This window comes from Parafrankia sp. BMG5.11 (assembly GCF_004337455.1).
The window spans coordinates 334,016-357,524 of the sequence record NZ_SJXI01000044.1; the positions used below are offsets into that span (position 1 = coordinate 334,016).

Genomic DNA, 23,509 nt, shown 5'->3' on the forward strand with positions numbered 1-23,509 from the left:
CCCGCCTGCCGGACAGCACCGGGCCGGCCTGCCCTGACGGCATCCGCCGCCCGCTCGACGGCACCCGCCGTCCGCCTGACGGCGCCTGGATGTTTGTCTGGTCGCAACCGGGCGGGCCGGTGTGCGTGTTTGTCGTGTTTTCTTTGTGACCTCTGCGTCGCGTGACGGGGGAGATCGCGCTCGACCGGCCGATCGGCGTCCCCGCTGCTAGCGTTGGTTATGTGGGGAGTCGAGGGCGGGCGTGAACGTCGGGTGGTCCCGGGGTGCTTCCCGTGGCTGTCGGTTGATGTGAGTGTCGTCATGCCCGGGGGTGTCACGACATTGCCTTGAACCCGCCCCGTTCCTCCCGACATCTCGGTCACCCTGACCTCTCTAGGAGACCTGGTGCCACACGTCGCCCACAGCGACGACCCCGCATCTCGCCGGGAGTCGACGTCCGTCCGCCGCCCGCCGCAGTCTCGCGACGGCCGCCGTCGCGACGGCCTTCTCCACGGTGCCCCGCGCAACGGTGATCCTCTCGGCGGTGATCCTCTCGACAGCGATCTTCTCGACGACGATCCCGGCCCGCGCGACGCCTGTGGCGTCTTCGGTGTCTGGGCGCCCGGGGAGGACGTGGCGAACCTCACCTACTACGGCCTCTACGCCCTCCAGCACCGCGGCCAGGAGGCCGCCGGGATGGCGGTCGGCGACGGCCGCACCGTCGTCGTGTTCAAGGAACTGGGTCTGGTCGCCCAGGTCTTCGACGAGATCACCCTCTCCAGCCTGTCGGGGCACGTGGCCGTCGGGCACACCCGGTACTCGACCACAGGCTCGTCCACCTGGGAGAACGCCCAGCCGTCCTACCGGACGGCGGGTTTCGGCGGGCCGATCGCGCTCGGCCACAACGGCAACCTGACGAACATCATCGAGTTGGCCGGGTCGCTCGGCGACAGCGAGGGCGGCCAGGGCGCCACCACCGACTCCGACCTGATCACCGCGATGCTCGCCGCGCATCCTGGCCCGACCCTGGTCGACGCCGCGATGGACGTCCTGCCCCGGCTGGCGGGGGCCTTCTCGCTGGCGTTCGCGGACGCGTCGACCCTGTACGCGGCGCGGGACCCGCACGGCATCCATCCACTGGTGCTGGGCCGGCTCGACGACCGGCCGGACGGCGCGTGGATCGTCGCCAGCGAGACCGCGGCGCTCGACATCGTGGGCGCCCGCTTCGTCCGCGAGATCGAGCCCGGTGAGCTGGTCGTCATCGACGCAGGCGGCCCGCGCTCGCTCACGTTCGCCCAGGCCGACCGGCATGTCTGCCTGTTCGAGTACGTCTACCTCGCCCGCCCGGACACGACGATCGGTGGCCGGTCGGTGCACGCCACCCGGGTCGAGGTGGGCCGGCGGCTCGCCCGGGAGGCACCGGTCGAGGCCGACCTGGTGATCCCGGTCCCGCAGTCCGGTGTGCCGGCCGCGGTCGGCTTCGCCGAGGCGTCCGGCATCCCGTTCGGTGAGGGCCTGGTCAAGAACTCCTACGTCGGGCGGACGTTCATCCAGCCGTCGCAGACCATCCGCCAGCGGGGCATCCGGCTCAAGCTGAACCCGTTGCGCGACGTCATCGAGGGCCGCCGGCTCGTCGTCGTGGACGACTCGATCGTGCGTGGCAACACCCAGCGGGCCCTGGTGCGGATGCTGCGCGAGGCCGGGGCGACCGAGGTGCACGTGCGGATCTCGTCGCCCCCGGTGCGGTGGCCCTGTTTCTACGGCATCGACTTCGCCACCCGCGCCGAGCTGATCGCCAGCGGCTGTGGCGTGGAGGAGATCCGGCGCTCGCTGGGCGCCGACTCGCTCGCCTACGTCTCCCTCGAGGAGCTGGTGGAGGCCTCCGAGCAGCCGGCGGACGCGCTGTGCCGGGCCTGCTTCGACGGCATCTACCCGGTTCCGCTCGCCGACTCGGACAAGCTGGGCAAGTACCGGCTGGAGCCGTTCGGGCCGCAGACCACGGAGGAGGTCATCGCGCAGGCCCTCCGGGAGCGGGTGACCCTGGGGATGAACGGCGCGGACCCGTCCCCCGACAATCACGATCTCGATCTCGACCTCGAACCCGTCCCGCTCGAGCCCGCCCAGGACGTCGGCGCCGCGCGCGCGAACGGGGCACGGCCCGACGGGACGAGAGCCGACGCCGTGGCGGTCGACGGCGCACCGGCCGACGGGTTGGCCACGAACGGAGCCATCACGAACGGCGTGGCAGCCAATGGGGTGGCCACGAACGGCATGGCAGCGAACGGAGTCGCCACGAACGGGGCCACGGTGAACGGAATGACAGTGGACGAGGTGGCAGTGGACGGCGCACCGCTGGGCAGCGCGCGGTGGTGAGGCACGCCAACGGATCCGGCCAGGGCTCAGAGGCCGGCGGCCAGGGGAGCACCACCGAGGGGCGCTCGGTCTCCTACCGGGACGCCGGGGTCGACGTCGAGGCCGGCGACCGGGCCGTGCAGCTCATGCGCCAGCACGTCGCCCGCGCCACCCGGCCCGAGGTCGTCGGGTCACTCGGCGGCTTCGCGGGCCTGTTCGCGCTGGACGTGGCCCGTTACCGGCGCCCGCTGCTCGCCTCGTCCACCGACGGCGTGGGCACGAAGATCGCCCTGGCCAGGGCGATGGACGTCCATGACACGGTGGGCATCGACCTGGTCGCCATGGTGGTCGACGATCTCGTTGTCTGCGGCGCGGAGCCGCTGTTCCTGCTCGACTACATCGCCTGTGGCTCCCTCGAGCCGGCGCGGATCGCCTCGATCGTCGCCGGGATCGCCGCCGGCTGCGAGCAGGCCGGGTGCGCCCTGGTGGGTGGCGAGACCGCGGAGCACCCCGGCCTCATGGGAATCGACGACTACGACCTGGCCGCGACGGGGGTCGGGGTCGTCGAGGCCGACGCCGTGCTCGGGCCGGAGCTGGTCCGGCCGGGGGACGTGGTGGTCGCGATGGGGTCATCCGGTCTCCACTCCAACGGTTTCTCGCTGGTAAGACACATCCTGTTCGGTCCGGTCGAGCCTGACCAGCCCGGAGGCGTCTCCGTGGCGGGTCGGGAGGCACTGGCGAGGCGCGAAGAGGCCCTGGGGACGACGCTCGGACAGGCGTTGCTCACGCCCACCCGCATCTACGCCCGGGACTGCCTGGCCGTCATCGAGACGGCCGAGGTGCACGCCTTCGCCCACATCACCGGCGGCGGTCTCGCGGCGAACCTGGCCCGCGTGATCCCGCCGGGGACGGCTGCCGTCGTGGAGAGATCGACCTGGGCTCCGCCGGCCGTGTTCGGCCTGCTCGCCGAGCGCGGCGGGGTGAGCGAGGCCGACATGGAGGCCACGTTCAACCAGGGGGTCGGAATGGTCGCGGTCGTCGCTCCCGCCGAGGCCGAGGCCGTGGTGCGGACGCTGGCTGACCGCGGCGTCGCTGCCTGGATCGCGGGACGGGTCGAGCCGCTGCCCGGCGGAGCTGGAGAGGACGGCGTGGCGCGCCTCGTGGGCACCCACCCCTGACGCGGCCGGCGGCCCGGCCACGGGCGGCCCTGGTGCGGCTCGCCCCGCCACGGCCGCCCGGGCAAAGAGGCGGCCGGTCACGAGCCGGCTCGTCGGGGGCCGCGTGCGGACCAGCCCGAACACCTGCCCGCGGGACATCCACGTGGGCGGCCGGCCATCACTGACATGGGAGGCTCCTCGGTCGGGAAGATCCTGACCTCTGAGACTCTAGGACGGAACACCGACAGTTCCGCCCAGCCTGGCTCGGCGCCCGGTGTGCCCGCGCGAGGCGGGCGTACCGGACTCGATCTGCTGCCGACATGGACGACCACCTGTCGCCAGGTGGTCGCAGCCGGTCCCCCGGATTTCCCGGAGGCCCGGCGTCGGCCGGGGCAGCCCCGGGTTCAACGGGACGAGCGGTGCTCGTCCTCATCGTCCAGGTAGGCGTCGTAACCGTAGTCGTCATCCGAGTACGGTTCGTCGCTCTCGGTCTCCCGCGTAGTACCCGCGCCCAGATCCGCCTTCAATCGGTCGAGATCCATAGTGGGCGAGTTGTACTTGAGCTCGCGGGCGACTTTCGTCTGCTTGGCCTTCGCTCGGCCGCGCCCCATGGCTCGACCCCCTCGAACATGACGACGGGGACCCGCCCCGGTGCTCTCACTGTCTCGTGCTTCCCGAGACTACAGGGATCGCAGCCTACTCGGCACGCCAACCCGACAGTTACCTGTCGTCGGACAACACGGCGGAGATCATCTGACCCCTACGGATGGTCCCGGGACTCCCCTGACAGCGGGCCCGCGGGCCCGCCGCGACGCCCGCGCGCCGGTGCCCGATGTGCCCAGCGTCACGGCTTCCGGGGGCGGGAAAGGCGTGCTGGCACACGGGTTCCGGGCGTGCCCGCCGGTGACGGTCAGGGCAGCAGGATGCCCCGCAGCCGGCCGATGTCGGTCATCCGGCGCTCTGCGAAGCGTCCCGCCGCCACCGCCGGGGTGGCGCCCTCCGCCTCGGCGAGCCGGAAGATGTCCAGCGCCGTGTCGAAGATCCGGGCGGCCCGGGCCCTGGCCCGTTCCGGGGAGTACCCCTCGATCTCGTCCGCCACCTGGATCAGTCCGCCGGCGTTGACCACGAAGTCGGGCGCGTACAGCACGCCCGCGTCGGACAGGACCTTGTCCATGCCCGGGTGGGCCAGCTGGTTGTTCGCCCCGCCGCAGACGATCTCCGCCCGCAGCGCGGGCACGACCTCGTCGGTGAGCACCCCGCCCAGCGCGCAGGGCGCGTAGATGTCGACCTCGGCCCGGAGAAGCTCGTCGGGGTCGGCCACCAGCTGGACGTCGGGATGGCGGGCGCCCAGCCGCCGCAGGGCGCCCGGATCGGTATCCCCGGCCAGAACGGTCGCCCCCTCCTCCACCAGGTGCCCCACGAGGCGCAGGCCGACCTTGCCGACCCCGCTGACGGCGACCCTGCGCCCGGCGAGCGAGGGTGTCCCCCATCGGTGCCGGGCGCAGGCGCGCATCCCCTCGAAGACGCCGTACGCGGTCAGGACCCCGGAGTCGCCCGAGCCGCCGTGCGCCGGCGAGCGGCCGGTGACCCAACGGGTCTCCCTGGCGACGGTGTCCATGTCCTCGACGTACGTCCCGACGTCGCAGGCCGTCACGTAGCGGCCGCCCAGCGAGGCGATGAAGCGCCCGTAGGCGCGCAGCAGCGCCTCGGTCTTGTCGCGGGCGGGGTCGCCCAGGATGACGGCCTTGCCGCCGCCGAGGTCCAGGCCCGCGCAGGCGGCCTTGTAGGCCATCGCGCGGGAGAGCGCGAGGGCGTCGGCCAGTGCGGACGCCTCGTCCGGATAGGCGTGGAACCGGGTGCCTCCCAGCGCCGGCCCCAGCGCGGTCGAGTAGATGGCGATCACGGCGCGCAGGCCACTGGCCCGATCGGAGCAGAACACCACCTGCTCGTGCTCCGCGCCGGCCTCGAACACCGACGAGACTCCCGTGGACGTGCCGACCACCGCTGACATGACCGAGCCTCCCTCCGGACGGCTCCGCGAGCCGACGGCCCGTGAGCCCTGTGCGCGGCGGGCTCCCGCCGGCCGCTGCGGCGAACATTACGGGCCCGGCCCGCGCGGCTCCTGTCGTGCGGGCCGCCGCCGTCCGGGCGGCCCTGACGGGCGCGGAGCCGGCCCGGGAGGGGGTCCGGCGGGGTTGCGGTGCGGCTGGCGCTACCGGGTCTCACCGGGGCGATCGCGCGGGTTGCCCGACCTCTCATCGCCGCCGGGCCCGCCGCGTCCGTGGTCCGTGCCAGGATCGGAGGCATGCCAGGATCCAGGGGCATGTCCGCACCTGTTCCGGCCCTCCACGGGGGGTCGGCGTCCGTGGCGATCCCGCTGCCGGCGGGCATCGCGGGTGACGCCGCCGTCGAGGCCGGTGTCTAGCGTGGCTGTCGTCTCACCCGCTGCCTACCTGCGGGTCTACGAGCCATTGGCCGCCTTCCCGCCCGCGGACCGCGTCCGTTGGCAGCGGTACGCGGCCTCGGGGCCGCCCTCGCGGCGCGCGGGCGCCCGGCGGGAGCGGGTCGTGGCGCTGGTGGCGGCCGTCCGGCCGTCGCTGGACGTCGCCGACGAGTCCGCCTTCGTCCAGTGGGCGGACGGCCTGATGTTCGTCTGCCCGTGGTCGACGCAGCTGCGGGTGTGGCAGGCGGCGATGGAGTTCCGCGGGCTGATGCCGGAGCGCGTCGCCGAGGCCTTCCTCCCGCGCCGGCTGGTGGACCCGGCGGAGACAGAGCTCGACCGGTGGAAGGCACGCCGGCCCGAGATCAAGGTCCATGTCCAGACCTGCACCTGGATGGTGCCGCCGACCTGGTTCGTACTGTTCGACCCAGCGGAGCGGGCGTTGGTCACCGGTGACAGCGCCGACCGTTCCATGGTCTACCGGACCACGATGAGCCTCGCTCGCCGCCGGGTCGGCCGCGCGGTGGAGGCGATGGAGACCCTCCGGGCGGCGAACACCGACGCCCCCGCGATCGAGGGCGTCGCCGAGCTGGCCCGTTGGCTGGGGTCCTTCCATCCGCAGAGCAGGGTCGAACTGGACTACGACGGGCTAGTTGACCTGCTGGACGACGACATGCTGCGGCGGGACACATCCGTCGAGGACATCGTCGAGGCGGTCAGCGCGTTACGCCGTGGGCGAACAGACCTTGCGGTCGAGGCGTACGAACGAGTGCTGATCAGGTGGAGACCCCTGCAGTCACGGGAATCTGCCAGTTGATCGGCGCCGCCTGTTAGCGCAGCGTTGCCCTCCGCTTCGGACGAGCTGTGACTAGTCAGCAGATGGTCCTGACGTGCCATGTCCGAAATGCCCCCGAAGGATGCCCGATCTGTATGGGACGGAGCGACGCTCTGTGACGGGAGGCCAACGCAATGACGACGAGAACGCCGGATGCCGAGCCGCTGCTGACGCCCGCCGAGGTGGCCACGATGTTTCGGGTGGACCCGAAGACCGTGACCCGGTGGGCCAAGGCCGGAAAGCTGACCTCGATCCGGACTCTGGGCGGTCACCGCCGGTACCGCGAGGCGGAGGTGCGTGCCCTGCTGAAGGGAGTTCCGAGCATCGGAAGTGACATCTGATAACTGCGCCGAACCGGCGCTGATGGCGGCGTCCTGGTAGGACCAGGCGTTCGGCGGCTGCCCGGCCGGGCGAACAACCCGACGGCCGGACCCGCCTGCTGAGCGGACGTCCCATATGCCTGAACTCTCCACCGCTCCGGGAGGGCGGTGGTGGTTCACGTGTCGAAACCGACGGGCGGCACCCATGCTGTCCGTCGGTTTCGTTCGTTCCAGCCCGCCTCGCGGGTGCGCACGCACCCGCGTCGCGGCCGGAACGGCGGCTTGGGAGGGCGGCTGGGGACGGCCGTCGCCATGTCGGCTCGGGGCGGCCTTCGCCGTGCCCCAACTCGGGGCGGCGTTCGTCATGCCGCGCGGGAGCTTGGGGCCATGCGCGATCTTGCGTGGTTCGGCGGCGCCCGTGAGGCTGTTCGCATGGTGGGAACAGCCGGCGGCCGGGCCGTGGGTCGACGTGGTCCGCGGGCCCGAATGCCGGGTGCCCTCCTGGCCTTTCTCACCGTGGTGCTGCTGGTGGCCCTGTGTCCGGCCTGCGGCGGCGGGGCCGGGGGACGTCCCGGAGCATCGGGGGCGGGCACCGGCGCGGCGGGAGGCGTCGGCGCGGCGGGCCCCGGCGGGGTGACGGCGACGGCCGTGCCGGTCGTGGCGACCACCGGCGGCGAGGTCCGCGGGGTGGCCGAGGGGCCGGTGCTCTCCTTCTACGGGCTTCCTTACGCGGCACCGCCGGTCGGTGCGCTGCGCTGGAGGGCGCCCGCCCCGGCGGCCCCGTGGAGCGGCGTGCGGGACGGCTCGGCGCGCGGCCATCCATGCCCGCAGGAGGGGCCACTGGCAGCCGGCGCCAGCGAGGACTGCCTGTTCGTGAACGTCACCATGCCGGCGGACGCGCCTCGGGCCACCGGGACGCCGCCGGCCGCGGGCGGCGGCGGTACTGGCGGTAGCGGTGCGGGGCTGCCGGTGCTGGTGTGGATCCACGGCGGCGGCTTTGTCACCGGATCGGCCAACGATGTGGACATGTCCGCGTTCGCGGCCGGCGGGCCCGCCGTGCTCGTGGGCGTCAACTACCGGCTTGGCGCGCTCGGCCAGCTCGCGCTGCCGGCACTGAACACCGAGTCGGGCGGCGACGCGGGCTCGTACTCCCTGGCGGACATCATCGCTGCGCTGCGCTGGGTGCGGGCGAACGCCGCCGCCTTCGGCGGGGACCAGGGGAACGTGGCGATCTTCGGAGAGTCCGCCGGTTCGGTGAACGTCTGCGGGCTGCTGGCAGCGCCGTCCGCGCGCGGGCTGTTCCAGCGGGCGGTCATGCAGAGCGGGCCGTGCCAGTGGTCGCTGCCGACCATGGCCACGGCCGAGGGCACGGGCCAGCAGTTCGCCGCCCGAATGGGCTGTACGGACCCCGCCGGGGTGCTCGACTGCCTGCGGGCGCGGCCGGTGGAGCAGATCGTCGCCGGCTCCGGGCAGGCGGACATCCTGACCGCTCCGACCTGGGCGCCGGTGGTCGGCAGCCGGACGCTGCCCCGCTTCCCGGTGGATGCCGTCGCCGCCGGCTCGGCGGCGGGGGTACCGGTCCTCCTCGGGACGGTGCGCGACGAGGGGCGGGCCTTCACCTCCAGCTACGACTCCGGTGGGGAGCTCACCGCCGAACGGTTCGCGCAGATCGTCCGGGCGGAGATCCCCGACCGGGCGGACGCTGTCCTCGCGGCCTACCCGCCGGGGGCCGTCCCCGCCCGCGAGCGGCTCGCGCAGGTGATCACCGACCGGGTCTTCGCCTGCCCGACCGCGCACTCCGCTGACCTGTTCAGCCAGCCCCGCGGCCAGCCCGGGTCGGGGGCTGTCGTGCCCGGGCGGGCGTTCATGTACGAGTTCGACGTCCCGGGTCTCGGCCCGGTGACCGACAGCGTGGCCACGGGAGCCACCCACGCCGGGGAACTGCCGTACCTGTTCCGCTCCGCCGCCTCGGACGCGCCGCACGCGGGGGCGACCGCCAGCGAGCGCGCGCTGTCCGCGGCGATGGTCGACTACTGGACACGGTTCGCCGCCACCGGTGATCCGAACACGCCTCCCGCCGAAGCCGTCGGTGTGGGATCCGGGGAGCGGGTGCTGCCGGGCTGGCCGCCCTGGCCGGGGGAACGGAACTCGACCGTTCCGGACCGGCTGGCCCTCGAGCCAGGCGTGCTGCTTGCACGGTCCGGCTACGCCGTGGCACACCACTGCGACCTCTGGGGCTGACCCGCGCCCCGGTGATTGTTGCCGTCTGGGCGATTCACGGGTTTGCGTGCGATCGCCCCGTAGCTGCTGACCTCGGCATCCGTGAGCTCCGCCGACCCGTCCTCCGGCTGCCAGCGATGGGCCGGGACCAACCCGGGCGCCACCAGCTCGAGGTCGCCGAGCAACGCGGTGATCTCGGCGCGGGACCGGGGCTGGAAGAGGATCCCGCGGTCCTGGTAGATCGTGGTGCCGAGCTCGGCGACCTCCGGGGCCACGAAATCCCCGGTCGCGTGGGTGATCGCCAGGTAGCTACCCGGAGCGAGAGCCCCGAGCAGCTCCTGGACGATGCCCGCCGGGTCCCGGTCGTCCGGCACGAAGTGCAGGATCGAGAACAGGGACAACGCGACGGGCTGGTCGAGGTCGAAGATGTCGCGCAGCTCGGCGGAACGGATGATCCTGCTGGGATCGAGCAGGTCCGCGTCCAGGTAGGCCGTCCGGCCCCGCGGGGTGCTCGTCAGCAGGGCGCGAGCGTGCGACAGCACGATCGGGTCGTTGTCCACGTACAGGACCCGAGCCGCGGGGGCGGCCGCCTGCGCCGTCTCGTGCAGGTTGGGGCTGGTCGGGATGCCCGTCCCGATGTCGAGGAACTGGCGTATCCCGGCGTCGCGGGCCAGGTGGCGGATCGCCCTCGTCATGAACGACCGGCCCTGTAACGCCGCCGTCCTGGTGGCCGGGTAGACGGCCATCAGGTCTTCGGCCGCTTCGCGGTCGGCGGGGAAGTTGTCCTTGCCGCCGAGGAAGTAGTCGTACATCCGGGCGGAATGTGGGACGTCGGTGCGCAGCTCGACCTGGGGCGCACTCCGGTGCGCCGGCCATTTCACCTCAGCGCGCGTGGCCTCGTCCATCCCCGCCTCCGGGCTGTCGCAGTCACCCCTGGCCGCCGTCGCCCAGGCGGGTGCTCTCCGCGGACCGCCCGCGACCAGCCGCTTCAGGACCGGTCGGCGGGGGGCGGGACGTCCGGAACCCGCTCGTCGATGAGCGCGCCGGTCGGGAGCCGTCCGGGCGAACACCACCAGAGCCGGTACCGGAGACCGCGCACCGTGCTGGTGTTGGCACGATGTGTGGAGGGCACTTGCCGCGATTATGTCGAACTCGGACAGTTCTCGCGCCCAATGTTTCATCGAGGGAATCCATGGACCGATTGATCCCGATCCGTCGGGCCGGATCTCGCCATGATCATCTGGTCCGACGGGTCGGTCCGCCCGACGGACCGACCCGGACGGGTGGATCGATCCCAGGTCGGCGGAGTGTCCCGGGCCCGAGCGGCCTCCGTCAGGTCGGGCGGGGCGCGCCCCGGTAGGTCCCGAACGACCAGCTGTTTCCCTCGGGGTCACGGGCGGCGAAGTCCCGTGATCCGTAGTCGGTGTCGTGCAGTTCCACGGTGATCTCCGCTCCCGCGGCCCGGGCGCGGGCGCACAGGGCGTCCGGCTCGGCTGTCACCACGTAGGCGCCGAAGCCGCCCGGCTGGAAGGCCCACGGATCGTCGGGGTTGTCACGGGTCGAGCCGAGCATGACACCACCGCCCTCCGGCCACGCGAGCTCGGCGTGGTCCACCCGGTCACCGGCTTCGCCGTGGTCGGCGGGGCCGTACGAGACGACCTCCTCGAAGCCGAACGCCTCGGTGAGGAAGGCGATCAGCGCCCGCGCGTCGCGGGCTCGCAGCGTCGGCCAGACCTGGGGCGGCGGTGCCTTGTCATCGTTCATGACTGGTTCGCGTCCTCTCCACGGCAGACTCTCCGCGGCCGATGGTCAGCGGACCCGGGACGGGTCCGGCCCGTCCAACGATCCGCCGAACCCAAGGCCCCCGGCTTGGACGTTTCGGAACTCCCCGGTGAGCCACCTCCGAAGGGCAACCGGTGCTTGTGGTGCACTGGTCACGGTTCGCCCTGAAACGAGTTGTGCCAGGGGTGTACGGGCCGGACGGCAGGGAGTGACCTGACCCGCGCGGGACCGTGGAGGAGACTGTGCCTTTCACGTTGAGTCATCCCGTCGCGGTGCTGCCGCTGCGGCGGCTCGGGCTGCCGATGAGTGCGATGGTGGCCGGGTCGATGGTTCCTGATGTGCCCGTGTTCCTCGGGTGGTCGGCGATGTACCACCTCAGCCACAGTCTGCTCGGTGTTGTGACCTTCGTTCCGCTGCTGTCGCTGGTCGCGTTGGGCGTCTGGTTCTGCCTGGCTCGCGATGCCCTGCTCGATCTGGCTCCGGATCCGGTCAGGCGGCGGCTGCCTCCCCGGGCACGGCCCACGGGACGTCAGTGGCTGCTGGCCCCGGTGGCCGCGGTCGTCGGAGGCCTGACGCACACCGGGTGGGACGCCTTCACGCACGAAGACCGGTGGGGTGTCCGTCATGTGGCCTGGCTGAGCGCCGACCACGGAGCCCTGCCCGGCTACAAGTGGCTTCAGTACGGCATGGGCGCGGCCGGGCTGGTCGTTGTCGCGGCGGCTGTCGTCGTCCACCTGCGGGCGCTGCCACGGGGACCGCGGCGGCCACGGCGGTACTCGGCGGAGGCGGCGGTTCTTCCGGCGGTGGTGGCCCTGGCAGCGGGGGTCGGCGCTGTCGTCGGCCTGGCGCAGGCGTCGAACGGGCTGCATGCCGTCGCCTTCCGCGGCGTCGTCACCGGTGTGATCGCGCTGGTGGCGGGCCTGTTCCTGGTCGCCGCCGGATGGCGGGCATCGGGCCGCACACTGGAGCAATGGCCATGCCAGCCGACACGTTCGCCGTGGTGGACGAGTACGTCCGCGCGGCGCCGGTGCCCGCGTTACGCCCGTACATCGCCTGGTACAGCGGCTACCGCCAGCGTGGGGTCGCACCTGCCCTGCACCGCGGCCTGCCCTCGCCGTACCTCACTCTGATCTTCACCCTGGACGAGCCGCTGATCGTTGTCGGCCACCCTGATCCGCATCAGGCGCCGGGCGGCTACGACACGCTGCTCGGCGGCCTGCACACCTCGCCGGCGTTGATCTCACACGACGGCGCCCAGTCGGGAGTGCAGGTCGCGCTGCGGCCGCTCGGGGCGAGGGCGCTCCTCGGCCTGCCCGCGGGTGAACTTGCCGACCAGGACCTTCCGGCGGATGCGGTCCTCGGCGACGTGTGTGCGGAGACGCGGGAGCGGATGCGGGCCGCCTCCGGCTGGGCGGAACTGTTCGCGGTGCTGGACGACATCCTGTGTCGGCGGGCCGCGTGCCGGACGTCGGCGGTCGCGCCGGAGATCGCCGAGGCATGGGCGATGTTGGAGCGTGCCCGGGGCTCCGTCTCGGTGGTGGACCTGGCGGCCGAGGTCGGATGGAGCGCACGTCACCTGCGGAGCCGGTTCAGGACCGAGATCGGCCTGACACCGAAGGCGGCGTCCCGGGTCATCCGGTTCGACCACGCCCGCCGTCTGCTCGCCCGGCGTGCCGTGGCCGGGGACACGGGGGAGCTCACCCTGGCGGACCTGGCGGCCGGTTGCGGATTCTTCGATCAGGCGCACCTGGCACGCGAGTTCCGCGCGCTGGCCGGGGTGCCGCCGAGCCGCTGGCTCGCGGAGGAGGCGGGCTACCCGCCGACCGGTCGGCGGGCGCGGGCCGAGAACACCGGGACGAAATAGGTCGGGCGGTCGGTGGCGGCGTCCACTTCGGCGAACGCCTTCTCCCAGCGTCCGACATCGTCGCTGTGGGCGTGCCCGGCGGCCGTCATCGCCGGTACGGCGGCCCAGGACGGTGGCCGCAGCCCCGGCGGCGGCTCGTTGACGTTGTACCAGCCCCGGTGGTGGACGTCGACGAGCCCGGCCGTGCGCAGTAGGGAGCCGAGCCGCAGCCCGACGGACAGGTCATTGCCGAGGGCCGTGTGGAAACGGTGGTACCGCTCATTGAGCTCGAGGACGTCGGTGACTGCCGGCGGGCCGCCGACGATCCGGAGCGCCGACGCGTCGATGTCGAGGAGGTACACCCAGCCGCCGGGCTTCACCAGCGTCGCGAGGTGGTCGACGATCGTCTGCTCGCGACCGCCGTTGTGGGCGAGGACATGGCGCATCATCACCGTGTCGTAGCTGGCGGCCGGGAGTCCGCTGGCATCCGCGGAGCCCTCGGTGATCGAGATGTTGTCGGCCTTCCCGGCCGCGACGACCTGCCCGGCCAGCGCCCGCGCGTCGGGGTCCCGGTCCACGGCGTCGACCTTCCCGGTCGGTCCGACCACGGCGGCCAGGGCGAGGGCGAGCGCGGCCGGTCCGCAGCCGACGTCCGCGACCCGCGCGCCGGGGACGATCCCGGCCGCGGTCCATTCGACGGACTCGTCCTGTTGCGCCACCGCCGCCATGAACTGGTAGCGAGCCAGCTCACTCGAATCAAGGGTCAGCACATAGGCGTTCTGGCCGCCTTCACCGTGATCGGTCACGGTGCGAAGCTAGTACGCGGGTCGGGACTTCGGGCCGCACAGTCGCCTGGCCGTCACGGCGGCCGCCCGCACCGGACAGGACGCCGTCCTGTCTCGCCCGACGGGCGGCCGCGCCGGCAGGCGCGGGTCAGGTCTCGCCGCGGGCCAGCAACGGCAGGTCGTGGGCGTAGTCGGCGACCGAGGTGCCCGTCAGGTAGGCGACCCGGGCGGTGCCGTCCGGGCTGAACGCGGTCACCTGCGCGCTGTGCGTCACGTTCACGGTGCCGTCGGCCTCGCGCACCGCCGGCTCGATCGCGACGTCCAGTGCGTCGGCGAACTCCTTGATGTGCGGCCAGGTGCCGGTCAGGCCGATGAAGGACGCGTCGAACTGGTCCAGCCAGCGGCGGATGACCGGCCCGGTGTCACGGTCCGGGTCGGTCGAGACGAACACGACCCGGATCCGGTCGCGGTCGGCCGCGGGGAGGCTCTCCAGCGCCGCGTCGAGGTCGGCCATGGTGGTCGGGCAGATGTCGGGGCAGTTCGTGAACCCGAAGAACACCAGCGTGACCCGGCCGGCGGTCGCCTGGTCCGTCCGCAGGTCGAACGGCGCCCCGGCGGTGTCGACCAGCGTCGTGGCGGGCTTCGCGACGGGGGCACCGAGAGACACACCGCGCACCCCGGCCGCCCCGCTGGCCTCGCTGAGATCGACCACGGCCGGGCCGGACGAGCCGTCGCCCCCGGAGCCGCAGGCCGCCCCGGTGAACAGCAGCACGGCCGCCGTCGCGGCGCACGCCAGGCCGGTGGACGTCCGCCCGCGCCGCCCGCGCTGTCGGTCCTGCCAGTCCCGTCGGTTCCGTCGAGGCTCCGGCCGCGGCGGGCCTGGCGGTTCAGACCCCTCGGGCGGCGCAGACCGCTCAGGCCGCTCAGGCCGCTCAGGCCGCAAGGCGGACCAGCTCCTCCGCCTGCTGCTGCCACCAGGCGCCGGCCTCGGGGTCGCCACGTCCGCATTCGCCGTCGCTGGCACCCGGGGTCTTGATCCAGAGGAACGCGTCGGCATGCGGTGAGCCCGTCTCGGTCGTGGGGGCGATGCCCAGGCCGCGTCCCGGCGGGTTGCACCACGGGTCCTGGAAGCCGTCGGCGGGGCCCTGGCCGTTGCGGGAGGTGTCCACCACGAAGTGGGTGCCACCGGTCAGAGCCGAGACGACCTCGCCGCGGGCGACCTCGCCCTCGGTCCGGTAGTAGTTCGACACGTTGACCGCGAAGCCGCGAGCGTTCTTCACCCCGGCCCGCAGGAGCCGCTCGGCGATCACCGGGGCGGCTCCCGCGGGCATCCAGCCGCAGTTCGCGCCGTCCAGGTAGACGCTGGTGTTGGGCAGCGCGCCGTAGACGCCGACCGCGTCGTTGAGCAGCGCGTAGCGCTCGGCCTGCTGGTCGGCGGGCAGGCTCTCCATCTGGCCGAGCGAGTCCGGCTCGAGGACGATGACCGCGCGGGCGTCGCCGATCGCGCCGGCGACCTGGCGGGTGAACGTCCGGTAGGCGTCGGCGTTCGGCAGGCCGCCGGCGGAGTGGCCGGCCGCCGCGTCGCGGTGCGGAATCGCGTAGATCATGAATGTCGCGGTCGTGCCGGTGTCACGGCTGGCGGACGCGCGCTTGTGGACCTCGCCGGGCACGTCCCGCAGCCAGTCGCCGACCGGGTAGGCGGTGGGGGTGTTGACCAGCGGCGCGAGGATCTGGGCACGGGCCGGGTTGCGCTGCGCCTCCTCGGCCGCCTGGCTGCCGTGGTCGACGAGGAAGGGCGCCGCCGGAGCCGGATCGGCGGGGGCGACGGACTCGGCGGGCCGCTGGGCGCCGGCCGGGTCGCCTGCCGGGCAGTGTGGTCCGACCGCCGTCAGCGGACCGGCGGGAACGTTCGGCGCGCCCGCGGTCACGGTGGGTGCCGCGGGGCCGGGGTCCGACCCCCCGCTGCAGGCGGCGAGGGCGAGTACCGCGACCGCCGTCGCCCCCGCGGCACAGGCCCGGCGCCGGAGGCGGGTACGACCTGGCCGGTCCCGAAGCCCGCGCCACCGCGGCTTCGGCCCGTTGCCGTCTTCCGCCCGGAGGCTCACCCGGCATCCCCCCTGCTCCCGTGATCCAGCCGGCCGGGCCAGACGATTGTGTTGTGCCGATTCAACCCGTCCCAGGCTAGTACTGACCGTCCGGCCGGCCCGAATGGTGGGGGTGGCGGCTCACTGGACCTGCACCCAGGTGGCGACGGACGGAATGTTCTCGCCGTTGTCGACGAAGAGCATGTACCAGTCGGGCGGGAGCAGGTTGCCGTTCTCGGGGACACTCACCGTCACCTTGCCGTTCGCCTGGCTCACCAGGGGGAGGGCCACCGAGCGCTGCTCGGTGTCGGTCACGTGCGTGTAGGCGCCCGGGCGGATCAGACGGACCTTGGACACCTCCTGAGAGACGCCCAGGTCGATCGTGGTACCACGGGTCACCGAGGTCGGCGCGGTCTGGATGACCGGCCGCTCACCCTGATACATGTAGGGCGGACTGTAGATCTCGATCTGGGTCTCGAAGAAGTTTTCGTCGCTCAGTGGATTCGAACCGAAAACCGCCACCCGGCCGTCGGGCATCAGCAGATAGCTCGAGTGGTAGTCCCGGCCGACGAGCGGGTCGGCGGCCGGGGTGAAGGTGTTCGTGTCCGGGTGGTAGATCTCCGCCGTCTGGGTGTCCTTCTGGCGGTAGGCGGTGGAGCCGCCGGAGACGAGCACGGTGTCGTCCGGCAGGACGACGACGCCCGGATAGCGCTTCGCGACGGTGGTGTCCGGTCCCTGGACGTAATGGGGATTCGGCTCGTCCAGGTCGACGACGGCGGTGCGGGCGGTGGCCACCTGGGTGTCGCCGACGCCGCCGCCGGCGACGAACATCACCCGCTGTTCCTGGGCCGGCGGCAGCAGCACCGTTCCGGCGGTCTCGTTGATCTCCGGATCGGGCAGGCCAGGAATCTCCTGGAACGTACCGTCCGCGAGGCTCCAGAGACCGGGGTGGCGGGCTTCCAGCGAGGTCGGTCCGTAACCGGCGTTCGCTCCGGAGAAGAACAGCCGGCCGTCCCCGGCGAGCAGCAGCGACGGGTAGGTCGGGAACTCCTTGACCAGCCCCTCGTTGTGGTTCCACGTGCGGCTCGCCTGGTCGAACCACTCCGTGTTGCCCGGGTCGATGTCGCCCTTCTCGTTCAGGCCGGAGACCGCGACCACCTGGCCGCTGGCCAGCGTGACCAGCGTCGGGTACCACCTGGCGAATTGCAGGTCGCCCGTCTTCTCGTACCGCTCCGTCTGCGGATTGAACGTGTAGCTGTCCTTCAGCCCCTGGTACTCCTGCTTCTTGCCGTCCGGCGAGTCCTGGGCGAGGACCTCGTACTTCTTCGTGCCGCCGGCGATGAGCAGCTCACCGCTCGGGAGAAACGCCTGGCCGGCGCAGAAGACGTCCCACGGCGTGTACACCTGCTCGAAGGTGTTGGCGATCGGATCCCACAGCAGGGTCTCGAAGCGCTTCGCGTCGAAGCTGGCCTGGTCGTTTCCCGATCCGGCCAGCAGCAGAATCTTCCCGGTGCGCAGCAGTGCCGCGTGGATGGAGCGCGAGCCGGGGTCTGCGACGATGTCCCAACGGCCGTGCTGACGCATGTAGTCCGGCTGGTGCGAGCGCCAGGTGTCGTATTTGTCGGTCGCCCAGGCGCTGAGGAACGGGCCGTTCCCGGCCACGATGACAATGGCTAGGCAGCAGACCTGGACCACTCGCCACCGACGCGGCCCGCTGATTATTTTCATCGTCCCATCAGATTCTCGTCATGGCCATCAGCCGATCTCTTCCAACAGGCCGTCGAGTGACACCCGCCGGCGGCGGGGATGCAGGGTCATCGTGACGTCCTCGGTGTAGTGCGGAACGCCGGCGGGGGAGCGGCCCTCCCGGGCGAGCGCCGCCCGCCGGGCGGCGAGGACCTCCTCCGGCGACCCCTGCCGGGAACGGAGAGTCACGACGGTGTCCTGATCGACGTCGTCGGGGTCAGCCGAGTCACGGCGCAGCCCGGCGGCGGCCAGGACGGCGCCGACGACCGGCCGGGACGTCCGGACCGTGTCCTCAGGAGTGCCGGTGCCGGTGCCGGGGCTGTTGGCGTCGGCGGCGGCGACGATGGCCGCGATCCGCGGCTTCTCCGTGCGCACGGTGTCGTCGCTGAACCAGCCCGGGTCCCGCGGCCGCGACTGTTCGGCATCCCCGCCGCCCGCCGCGCCGCCGCGGGCGCCGACGGGCTCGAGGCCGGTCAGCGTCGGATCGTCGCGCTCCCCCCCGGCCCGCCCGGCGCCGGCGTGCTCCGGGGAGCCTGCCGGCCTGGCACGCCGCCGCCCGGGTGCGGCGGGACGTCCCGGCTGGGCCCGGCGTGGCTGGGCGGGCCGGGGCTGGTTCGGGCGCGCCGGCCGTACCGGGTGCGGCTGCGTGAGCGGCGGCGCCGGCGGGGGGACGGGCGGAACCGTCCGCTCGGTGCCGGGTGCCTCCGGGAGCGGCGTGCCGACGGTCGCCGGGTCGACGTCGGACGGCCTGGCACCGAATCCCTTCCCGCCGGGTCCCCTTCCGCCGGGCCCGTTCCCACTGGCGCTCCCTGCGCCGATCGCCCCCATGACGGTCGTGTCCGCGGCGCTCGGGTCGAGGGTGGACGTCTCGACCGTGGCCGGGTCGACGCCGCCGCGACCGGCGGGGGTGCGGTCGGCGCGGCGCTGGGCGCCGGGGCGCGCGTCGGCCGGTGCGCGGTCGCCGGTGCGCTGCGGCGGGATGTGGGCGGCCGGCAACGGGTTGGGAGCGACCGCCCGCCGCGGGGCCAGGATCGGCTCGATCAGCCACAGCCCGATGGGAATCAGGCAGGTGATGATCGACAGTGAGGCCCAGACCATGTTCGCCGGGTACAGGTGACCGAAGACCGCGGCTCCGGCCACGGATCCGCCCGAGACCGCCGCCCAGAACAGGTGCTTGCGGAAGGTCATCAGGCGGTCCGGGCTGGCCGCGTTCCCCTTGGGGGTGACCACGAAGCCGAGCTTGCGGCGGGTGAGCGCGCCGACGAAGGCCGTCGAGTAGAAGGGCGTGCACAGCACGGACACGAAGATCCCGCTCATGCCCGCGCTGCCCTTCTCCTCGTGCGGGCTGATGTTGAACCGCCGCAGCCAGAAGTAGAGCAGCATCCGCGCGACGAACACGTCGACGTAGAGCGCCAGCCAGAACGAGACGTTGACGAGGACGCCGGTCGAGCCGAGCGCCATGTAGAGCACGGTGAGCAGGTTGCCGACGATCCAGGTGATCGCGACGGTGGGGTAGTGCACCATCAGCGTCAGGTAGTGCAGGCGCGGTCCCCAGCTCAGCGCCTTCAGTCGCCGCGGGGCCTCGGTGACCATCACCTCGTTGGCGCCCCGCGCCCACCGCAGCTGCTGGCTGAAGAAGTCCGTCCAGTTCGCCGGGCCCTCGCCCACGGCGACCACGTCCGGGGTGTAGACCGACGTCCAGCGGTGCCCGGTGACCTCGTTGAACGAGCCGTGCACGGCGAAGGATGTCGCCAGGTCCTCGGTGATCGAGTCCTGGAACCCGCCGATCTGTTCCCAGGTGGACACCCGGTAGGCGTGGTTGGTACCCACGAACATGCCGGCCGCGAAGCGGTTCGCGGCCCGCTGGATCACCGAGTGGAACATGTAGTTCTGGGCCTCGGCGCCCCGGGTCAGGTAGTGCCGGAAGTTCCCGTAGACCTGCGGGCCGACCACGAAGGCCACATTCGGGTCGCGGAAGTACCCGAGCATCCGGTCGGCGAAGTTCGGCAGCGGGATGTGATCCGGGTCGACGGAGAGCACGACGTCGTACTTGTGGCCGTTCGCGTCAAGCCACGAGTTGTGGTTGCCGTGCTTGGTCTTGGCACGGAACCGTCCCTTCGGCGTGTTCCATTTCTCGACGCCCTTGCGGGAGAAGTGGTGGACGCCGGTCTCCCGGCACATCGCCTTCACGGCCGGGTCGTTGCCCTCGTCGAGCAGCCAGACGTCGATCTGCTCGCTGTACTGAATGTTGCGGGCGGCGATCAGGGTGTCGCGGACGATGTCGACGGGTTCCTTGGACGGCACGATCGTTGTGGTGAACGCCACTCGAAGCCCCGGGGGCGGCAGCACCGGCACCGGGTCACGCATGATCACTGATGACCAGCACAGGATGATGGAGCTGAGCAGGCGGATGCCCTCGGTCACCACGATCAGCCAGAACATGATGTGGTTACCGACGGCCACCGCCGTCGGTATGTATTTCGTGCTGGGATAGTGCTGGGGCTGGAGAAGCCAGACGAAGAACAACGACGACAGGCCCAGTGTCGCGATGAGTAGCGGCATGACCTGCCAGAGCACACGACCTGCCATGATGCGCCGGTACTCGACGTGGTGCACCGCACCTTCGGCCGGGCGCGTCAACGGCCCGGCGAGCGTCGAGAAGGTCGCGTAGTCGTATGCCACTGCTGTCCCAAACGGTCGTCGCGGAGATGGTGCCGAACGGATCCTGGGTAAACCTGTGGAATTCGGCGCGGGACTCCGCGGTCAGGTCAGGATGTGTCGCGGTCGGGACTGCGGTCGGGGTCGCCTTCACGCTCCGAGCTGAGCTCGTGGTCGGGTGCGCGGCCCGCCGGAGGGGAAGCGGCGTCTGTGGGCCGGGATACGTCGCCGCCGGGTCGTGCGCTTCGCTCTAACACCAGCCGGGCGCATCCCGCGACCAGGATGACGGCTCCGGCCGCCAGAATGACCCAGAGACCGAACGCGCTTCCGTGGGTCGCCGTCGGATTCTCGGTCTGGAAGGTTCCGATTCGGAGCCGTTCGAGCTTGCGGGCCACCGGTTCAGCGGTCTGCAGCGCGGTGAGCGGAATGATGACCATCACCAGGCCGGCGACCGGGATCAGTCGGCGCAGCCAGATGTTCTCCTCGGCCGGTGGGATCAGGACGAGCAGAGTAACGACCACCCCGACCGCGAAGACAAGCTGCCCCGCCGGCGCGAGCTCCCAACCCGTCTGGTTCACGACGAGGAGATCGGCGCCCCGGTCGGCGAGGGTCGCGTGGGTCCAGGGACGGAACGACGCGAGTGCGGCGATCACACCGGCGAGCGAGCACACCGGTCCAGTCGCGGTGACGAGCCGGAAGCGGAGAGTTCTCGTCTCTGCTCCGCTCGGCCGCGGCCTCGCTGGTGAATCCGCCCCCATTGATGTATCCCGCCCTCGAGGAACACGAAGTGCTTGCCGTCAATCGGCCGTCATCGTACATACCTCCGCTGTGGGCCCTGGCTCGTGGTGCTTTACGGGCCATGATTGCGTGCCTCTCACGTAACGGTTCACCGTGCTGTGAGCGCAACCACGTCATTACAGTGACGTGAGTGTCGGGCTCTCGGGTTTTCTCTGCCACGAAGGCTCGAAGGTGGCGGACGGTCGCCCATCGGCCACACTGCTCGCGCACGCCGGAGCGTCAATTATTCGGCCGGAGTTGTTCGCGTGCGTGCTACTTGGCCTGCCTGGAGCGCGACGACGTCTGTGCGTAGCCAGCCGCCGCGCCTTCGTGGCCGTCCCGAATCAACGTGCGGCACCCGGTGAATCTCGACACCAACGAGGGTGCCCAAACGGTGGTCGGGATCACCGAGCCCGATCGACGCGCGGGTCGGGACGAACAGGAGAACGGCCCGCGCGGTGTCGTAGACGTCTACGACGGTGCAGTCGACGTCTACGACGGTGCCGCCGACGCGCACGGCGCAGCCCCGGCGCGTGCTCGTGTGCCACTCGTCACGGTGGGCCCCGGAACGAGTCGGGCGGCAGGGACGTCAAGGCACGAACTGTGGCACGGTTGGGCGCAGGGACGAGAGAAGAGGGACTGCCGTGCGAGAAGCAGTGATCGTGGAGGCGGTGCGCACGCCGATCGGGAAGCGCAACGGCTCCCTGGCGGGCGTGCACCCGGTGGAGCTGGGCGCCCTGGTGCTCAACGAGCTCGTCAACCGGACCGGGATCGATCCCGCGCTCGTCGACGACGTCCAGTGGGGGTGCGTGACCCAGCTCGGTGACCAGTCGAGCAACGTCGGCCGGTACACCGTCCTCGCCGCCGGCTGGCCCGAGAGTGTCCCCGGGGTCACCGTGAACCGGGCGTGCGGATCGAGCCAGCAGGCGCTCGACCACGCCGCGTTCGCCGTCATGTCCGGCCAGCAGGACCTCGTCGTGGCCGGCGGTGTCGAGTCGATGAGCCGCATCCCGATGGGTGCCACCCGGCAGATGGGCGAGCCCTACGGGCCGAGCGCCAAGGCACGCTACGACGGCACCGACTTCAACCAGATCGTCGGCGCCGAGCGGATCGCGCGGCGGTGGGGCTTCTCCCGCCAGCAGTTGGACGAGTTCTCCTCGCTGAGCCACGAGCGCGCGGCGGCGGCGATCGACGCCGGCGCCTTCGAGCAGCAGATCGTCGCCGTCCCGACCGAGTCCGGCCCGTTCACCGTCGACGAGGGCCTGCGGCGCGGCACGACGCCGGAGAAGCTCGCCGGGCTCAAGCCCGTCACCGGCGAGGACGGCCTGCTGCACGCCGGAAGCTCCTCGCAGATCTCCGACGGCGCCGCCGCGCTGCTCGTGACCACGCCCGAGAAGGCGCGCGAGCTGGGCCTGCGACCGATCGTGCGCTACCACAGCGGCGCGGTCGTCGGCTCCGACCCGTTGCTCGTCCTGAGCGGGCCGATCCCGGCGACGGAGAAGGTGCTCGCCCGGGCCGGGCTCTCCATCGGTGACATCGGCGCGTTCGAGGTCAACGAGGCGTTCGCCTCCGTCCCGCTGGCCTGGCTGGCGGACACCGGCGCCGACCCGAAGGTCCTCAACCCGCTGGGCGGCGCCATCGCGGTCGGGCATCCCCTGGGTGCCTCGGGCGCGATCCTGATGACCCGCCTCGCCCACCACATGCGCGACAACGGCATCCGGTACGGGCTGCAGACCATGTGCGAAGGCGGCGGCACCGCCAACGCCGCGGTTGTGGAACTCGTCACTGACTGACCAGCCGCTCCCGGAGGATCCCCGACCCCGATCCGCCGGAGTGAATCCCGTCGCCGAGGCGCTTTACCGGACCATCCGGCAGCGTCGGGACGTCCGCGGGCAGTTCACCGGGGAGCCGCTCGGGCCCGGTGTGCTGCGCCGTGTGCTGGCCGCGGCGCACGCGGCGCCCAGCGTCGGCCTCAGTCAGCCGTGGGACTTCATCCTCGTGGCGAACGCCGCGACGAAGGCGGCGCTGCACGCCCACGTCCAGCACGAGCGGCAGGTGTTCGCCGCCACGCTCAGCGGCGAGCGGGCGGAGCGCTTCGCGGAGATCAAGATCGACGGCGTGCTGGAGTCGACGCTCTCGCTGGCCGTCACCTACGACGCGTCCCGCGGCGCCCCGGCCGTCCTCGGCCGGCACGCCATCGCCGACGCCGGCCTGTACTCGGTGTGCCTGGCGATCGAGAACCTCTGGTTGGCGGCCACGGCGGAAGGGCTCGGCGTCGGATGGGTGTCCTTCTACCAGGAGGCTTTCGTCCGCGAGCTGCTCGGCCTGCCGGCGGGCCTGCGTCCGGTGGCCTGGCTCTGCCTCGGACCGGTGACCCATCTGGAGTCCACCCCCGACCTTGAGCGCCACGGCTGGGCCCACCGCCGCCCGCTGGACGCCGTCGTCCACCACGAGCGCTGGACGCCCTCCCCCACCGAAGCCGAGGCAACGGTCGGGAACGGAACCGGCCCCCCGGACTGACCGGAGCGCAC

General features: G+C 72.1%; 19 protein-coding genes. 9 read left to right on the forward strand and 10 right to left on the reverse strand.

The window, feature by feature from the left end:
* Positions 1 to 384 precede the first annotated feature (384 nt).
* Positions 385 to 2,352 carry an amidophosphoribosyltransferase gene (gene purF / locus E0504_RS28745; protein ID WP_112107844.1) on the forward strand — a complete coding sequence of 656 codons (1,968 nt, stop codon included), beginning with the start codon at positions 385 to 387 and terminating at the stop codon, positions 2,350 to 2,352.
* A complete protein-coding gene (gene purM / locus E0504_RS28750; protein ID WP_112107843.1) occupies positions 2,346 to 3,509 on the forward strand; it encodes a phosphoribosylformylglycinamidine cyclo-ligase in 1,164 nt (387 codons plus the stop codon). Before purF ends, purM begins: the two co-directional genes overlap by 7 nt.
* Before the next feature lie 383 nt (positions 3,510 to 3,892).
* Here purM and E0504_RS28755 read toward each other — a convergent pair whose 3' ends face one another.
* Both E0504_RS28755 and E0504_RS28760 read right to left on the reverse strand, forming a co-directional pair.
* The gene (locus E0504_RS28755; protein WP_018503970.1) at positions 3,893 to 4,099 is read right to left on the reverse strand and encodes a DUF3073 domain-containing protein; all 207 of its coding nucleotides are present in this window, start codon (positions 4,097 to 4,099) and stop codon (positions 3,893 to 3,895) included.
* A 299-nt stretch (positions 4,100 to 4,398) separates the two neighbouring features.
* Positions 4,399 to 5,499 carry a Glu/Leu/Phe/Val dehydrogenase dimerization domain-containing protein gene (locus E0504_RS28760; RefSeq protein ID WP_071064923.1) on the reverse strand — a complete coding sequence of 367 codons (1,101 nt, stop codon included), beginning with the start codon at positions 5,497 to 5,499 and terminating at the stop codon, positions 4,399 to 4,401.
* Between the two features lie 415 nt (positions 5,500 to 5,914).
* Between E0504_RS28760 and E0504_RS28765 the strand changes: the two genes are divergently transcribed.
* The 3 genes from E0504_RS28765 to E0504_RS28775 all read left to right on the forward strand — a co-directional run bounded on the left by E0504_RS28765 (position 5,915) and on the right by E0504_RS28775 (position 9,324).
* Complete coding sequence (locus E0504_RS28765) at positions 5,915 to 6,745, forward strand: hypothetical protein (protein WP_020464584.1); 831 nt, start codon at positions 5,915 to 5,917, stop codon at positions 6,743 to 6,745.
* Between the two features lie 152 nt (positions 6,746 to 6,897).
* Positions 6,898 to 7,104 (forward strand): developmental transcriptional regulator BldC, encoded by a 207-nt coding sequence (gene bldC, locus E0504_RS28770; protein ID WP_006540950.1) that lies wholly within the window; start codon positions 6,898 to 6,900, stop codon positions 7,102 to 7,104.
* A gap of 366 nt (positions 7,105 to 7,470) precedes the next feature.
* Entirely contained in the window at positions 7,471 to 9,324 is a 1,854-nt protein-coding gene (locus tag E0504_RS28775; protein ID WP_243657658.1) for a carboxylesterase/lipase family protein, read from the forward strand.
* On the opposite strand, the gene E0504_RS28780 is transcribed toward E0504_RS28775, so the two are convergent.
* Entirely contained in the window at positions 9,288 to 10,208 is a 921-nt protein-coding gene (locus E0504_RS28780) for an SAM-dependent methyltransferase (RefSeq protein ID WP_112108810.1), read from the reverse strand. The two genes, E0504_RS28775 and E0504_RS28780, sit on opposite strands and share 37 nt — an antisense overlap.
* Before the next feature lie 427 nt (positions 10,209 to 10,635).
* Positions 10,636 to 11,067, reverse strand: coding sequence for a VOC family protein (locus E0504_RS28785; protein WP_112108811.1), 432 nt, complete (start codon positions 11,065 to 11,067; stop codon positions 10,636 to 10,638).
* Between the two features lie 260 nt (positions 11,068 to 11,327).
* Between E0504_RS28785 and E0504_RS28790 the strand changes: the two genes are divergently transcribed.
* Positions 11,328 to 12,215, forward strand: a complete 888-nt coding sequence (locus E0504_RS28790; RefSeq protein WP_235014860.1) for a DUF4184 family protein — start codon at positions 11,328 to 11,330, stop codon at positions 12,213 to 12,215.
* Positions 12,113 to 12,949: a helix-turn-helix transcriptional regulator gene (locus tag E0504_RS28795; RefSeq protein ID WP_235014868.1), complete on the forward strand. Its 837-nt coding sequence runs from the start codon at positions 12,113 to 12,115 to the stop codon at positions 12,947 to 12,949. Before E0504_RS28790 ends, E0504_RS28795 begins: the two co-directional genes overlap by 103 nt.
* Here E0504_RS28795 and E0504_RS28800 read toward each other — a convergent pair.
* From E0504_RS28800 to E0504_RS28825, 6 genes are all read right to left on the reverse strand, one after another.
* Positions 12,898 to 13,734, reverse strand: coding sequence for a methyltransferase domain-containing protein (locus E0504_RS28800; RefSeq protein ID WP_112108813.1), 837 nt, complete (start codon positions 13,732 to 13,734; stop codon positions 12,898 to 12,900). The two genes, E0504_RS28795 and E0504_RS28800, sit on opposite strands and share 52 nt — an antisense overlap.
* A 127-nt stretch (positions 13,735 to 13,861) precedes the next feature.
* On the reverse strand, positions 13,862 to 14,485 hold the full coding sequence (locus E0504_RS28805) for an SCO family protein (protein WP_235014862.1): 624 nt from the start codon (positions 14,483 to 14,485) through the stop codon (positions 13,862 to 13,864).
* Between the two features lie 160 nt (positions 14,486 to 14,645).
* Positions 14,646 to 15,818: a glycoside hydrolase family 6 protein gene (locus E0504_RS28810; protein ID WP_112108814.1), complete on the reverse strand. Its 1,173-nt coding sequence runs from the start codon at positions 15,816 to 15,818 to the stop codon at positions 14,646 to 14,648.
* 120 nt (positions 15,819 to 15,938) lie between these two features.
* Positions 15,939 to 17,525 (reverse strand): galactose oxidase-like domain-containing protein, encoded by a 1,587-nt coding sequence (locus tag E0504_RS28815; protein WP_243657659.1) that lies wholly within the window; start codon positions 17,523 to 17,525, stop codon positions 15,939 to 15,941.
* A gap of 27 nt (positions 17,526 to 17,552) precedes the next feature.
* Positions 17,553 to 20,225 carry a glycosyltransferase family 2 protein gene (locus E0504_RS28820; RefSeq protein ID WP_112108816.1) on the reverse strand — a complete coding sequence of 891 codons (2,673 nt, stop codon included), beginning with the start codon at positions 20,223 to 20,225 and terminating at the stop codon, positions 17,553 to 17,555.
* Between the two features lie 86 nt (positions 20,226 to 20,311).
* The gene (locus E0504_RS28825) at positions 20,312 to 20,872 is read right to left on the reverse strand and encodes a Trp biosynthesis-associated membrane protein (RefSeq protein WP_235014866.1); all 561 of its coding nucleotides are present in this window, start codon (positions 20,870 to 20,872) and stop codon (positions 20,312 to 20,314) included.
* Between the two features lie 750 nt (positions 20,873 to 21,622).
* Here E0504_RS28825 and E0504_RS28830 point away from each other — a divergent pair.
* Complete coding sequence (locus E0504_RS28830) at positions 21,623 to 22,771, forward strand: acetyl-CoA C-acyltransferase (protein ID WP_071064913.1); 1,149 nt, start codon at positions 21,623 to 21,625, stop codon at positions 22,769 to 22,771.
* 40 nt (positions 22,772 to 22,811) lie between these two features.
* Positions 22,812 to 23,498: a 5,6-dimethylbenzimidazole synthase gene (bluB, locus tag E0504_RS28835; RefSeq protein WP_071064912.1), complete on the forward strand. Its 687-nt coding sequence runs from the start codon at positions 22,812 to 22,814 to the stop codon at positions 23,496 to 23,498.
* Positions 23,499 to 23,509: the final 11 nt, after the last annotated feature.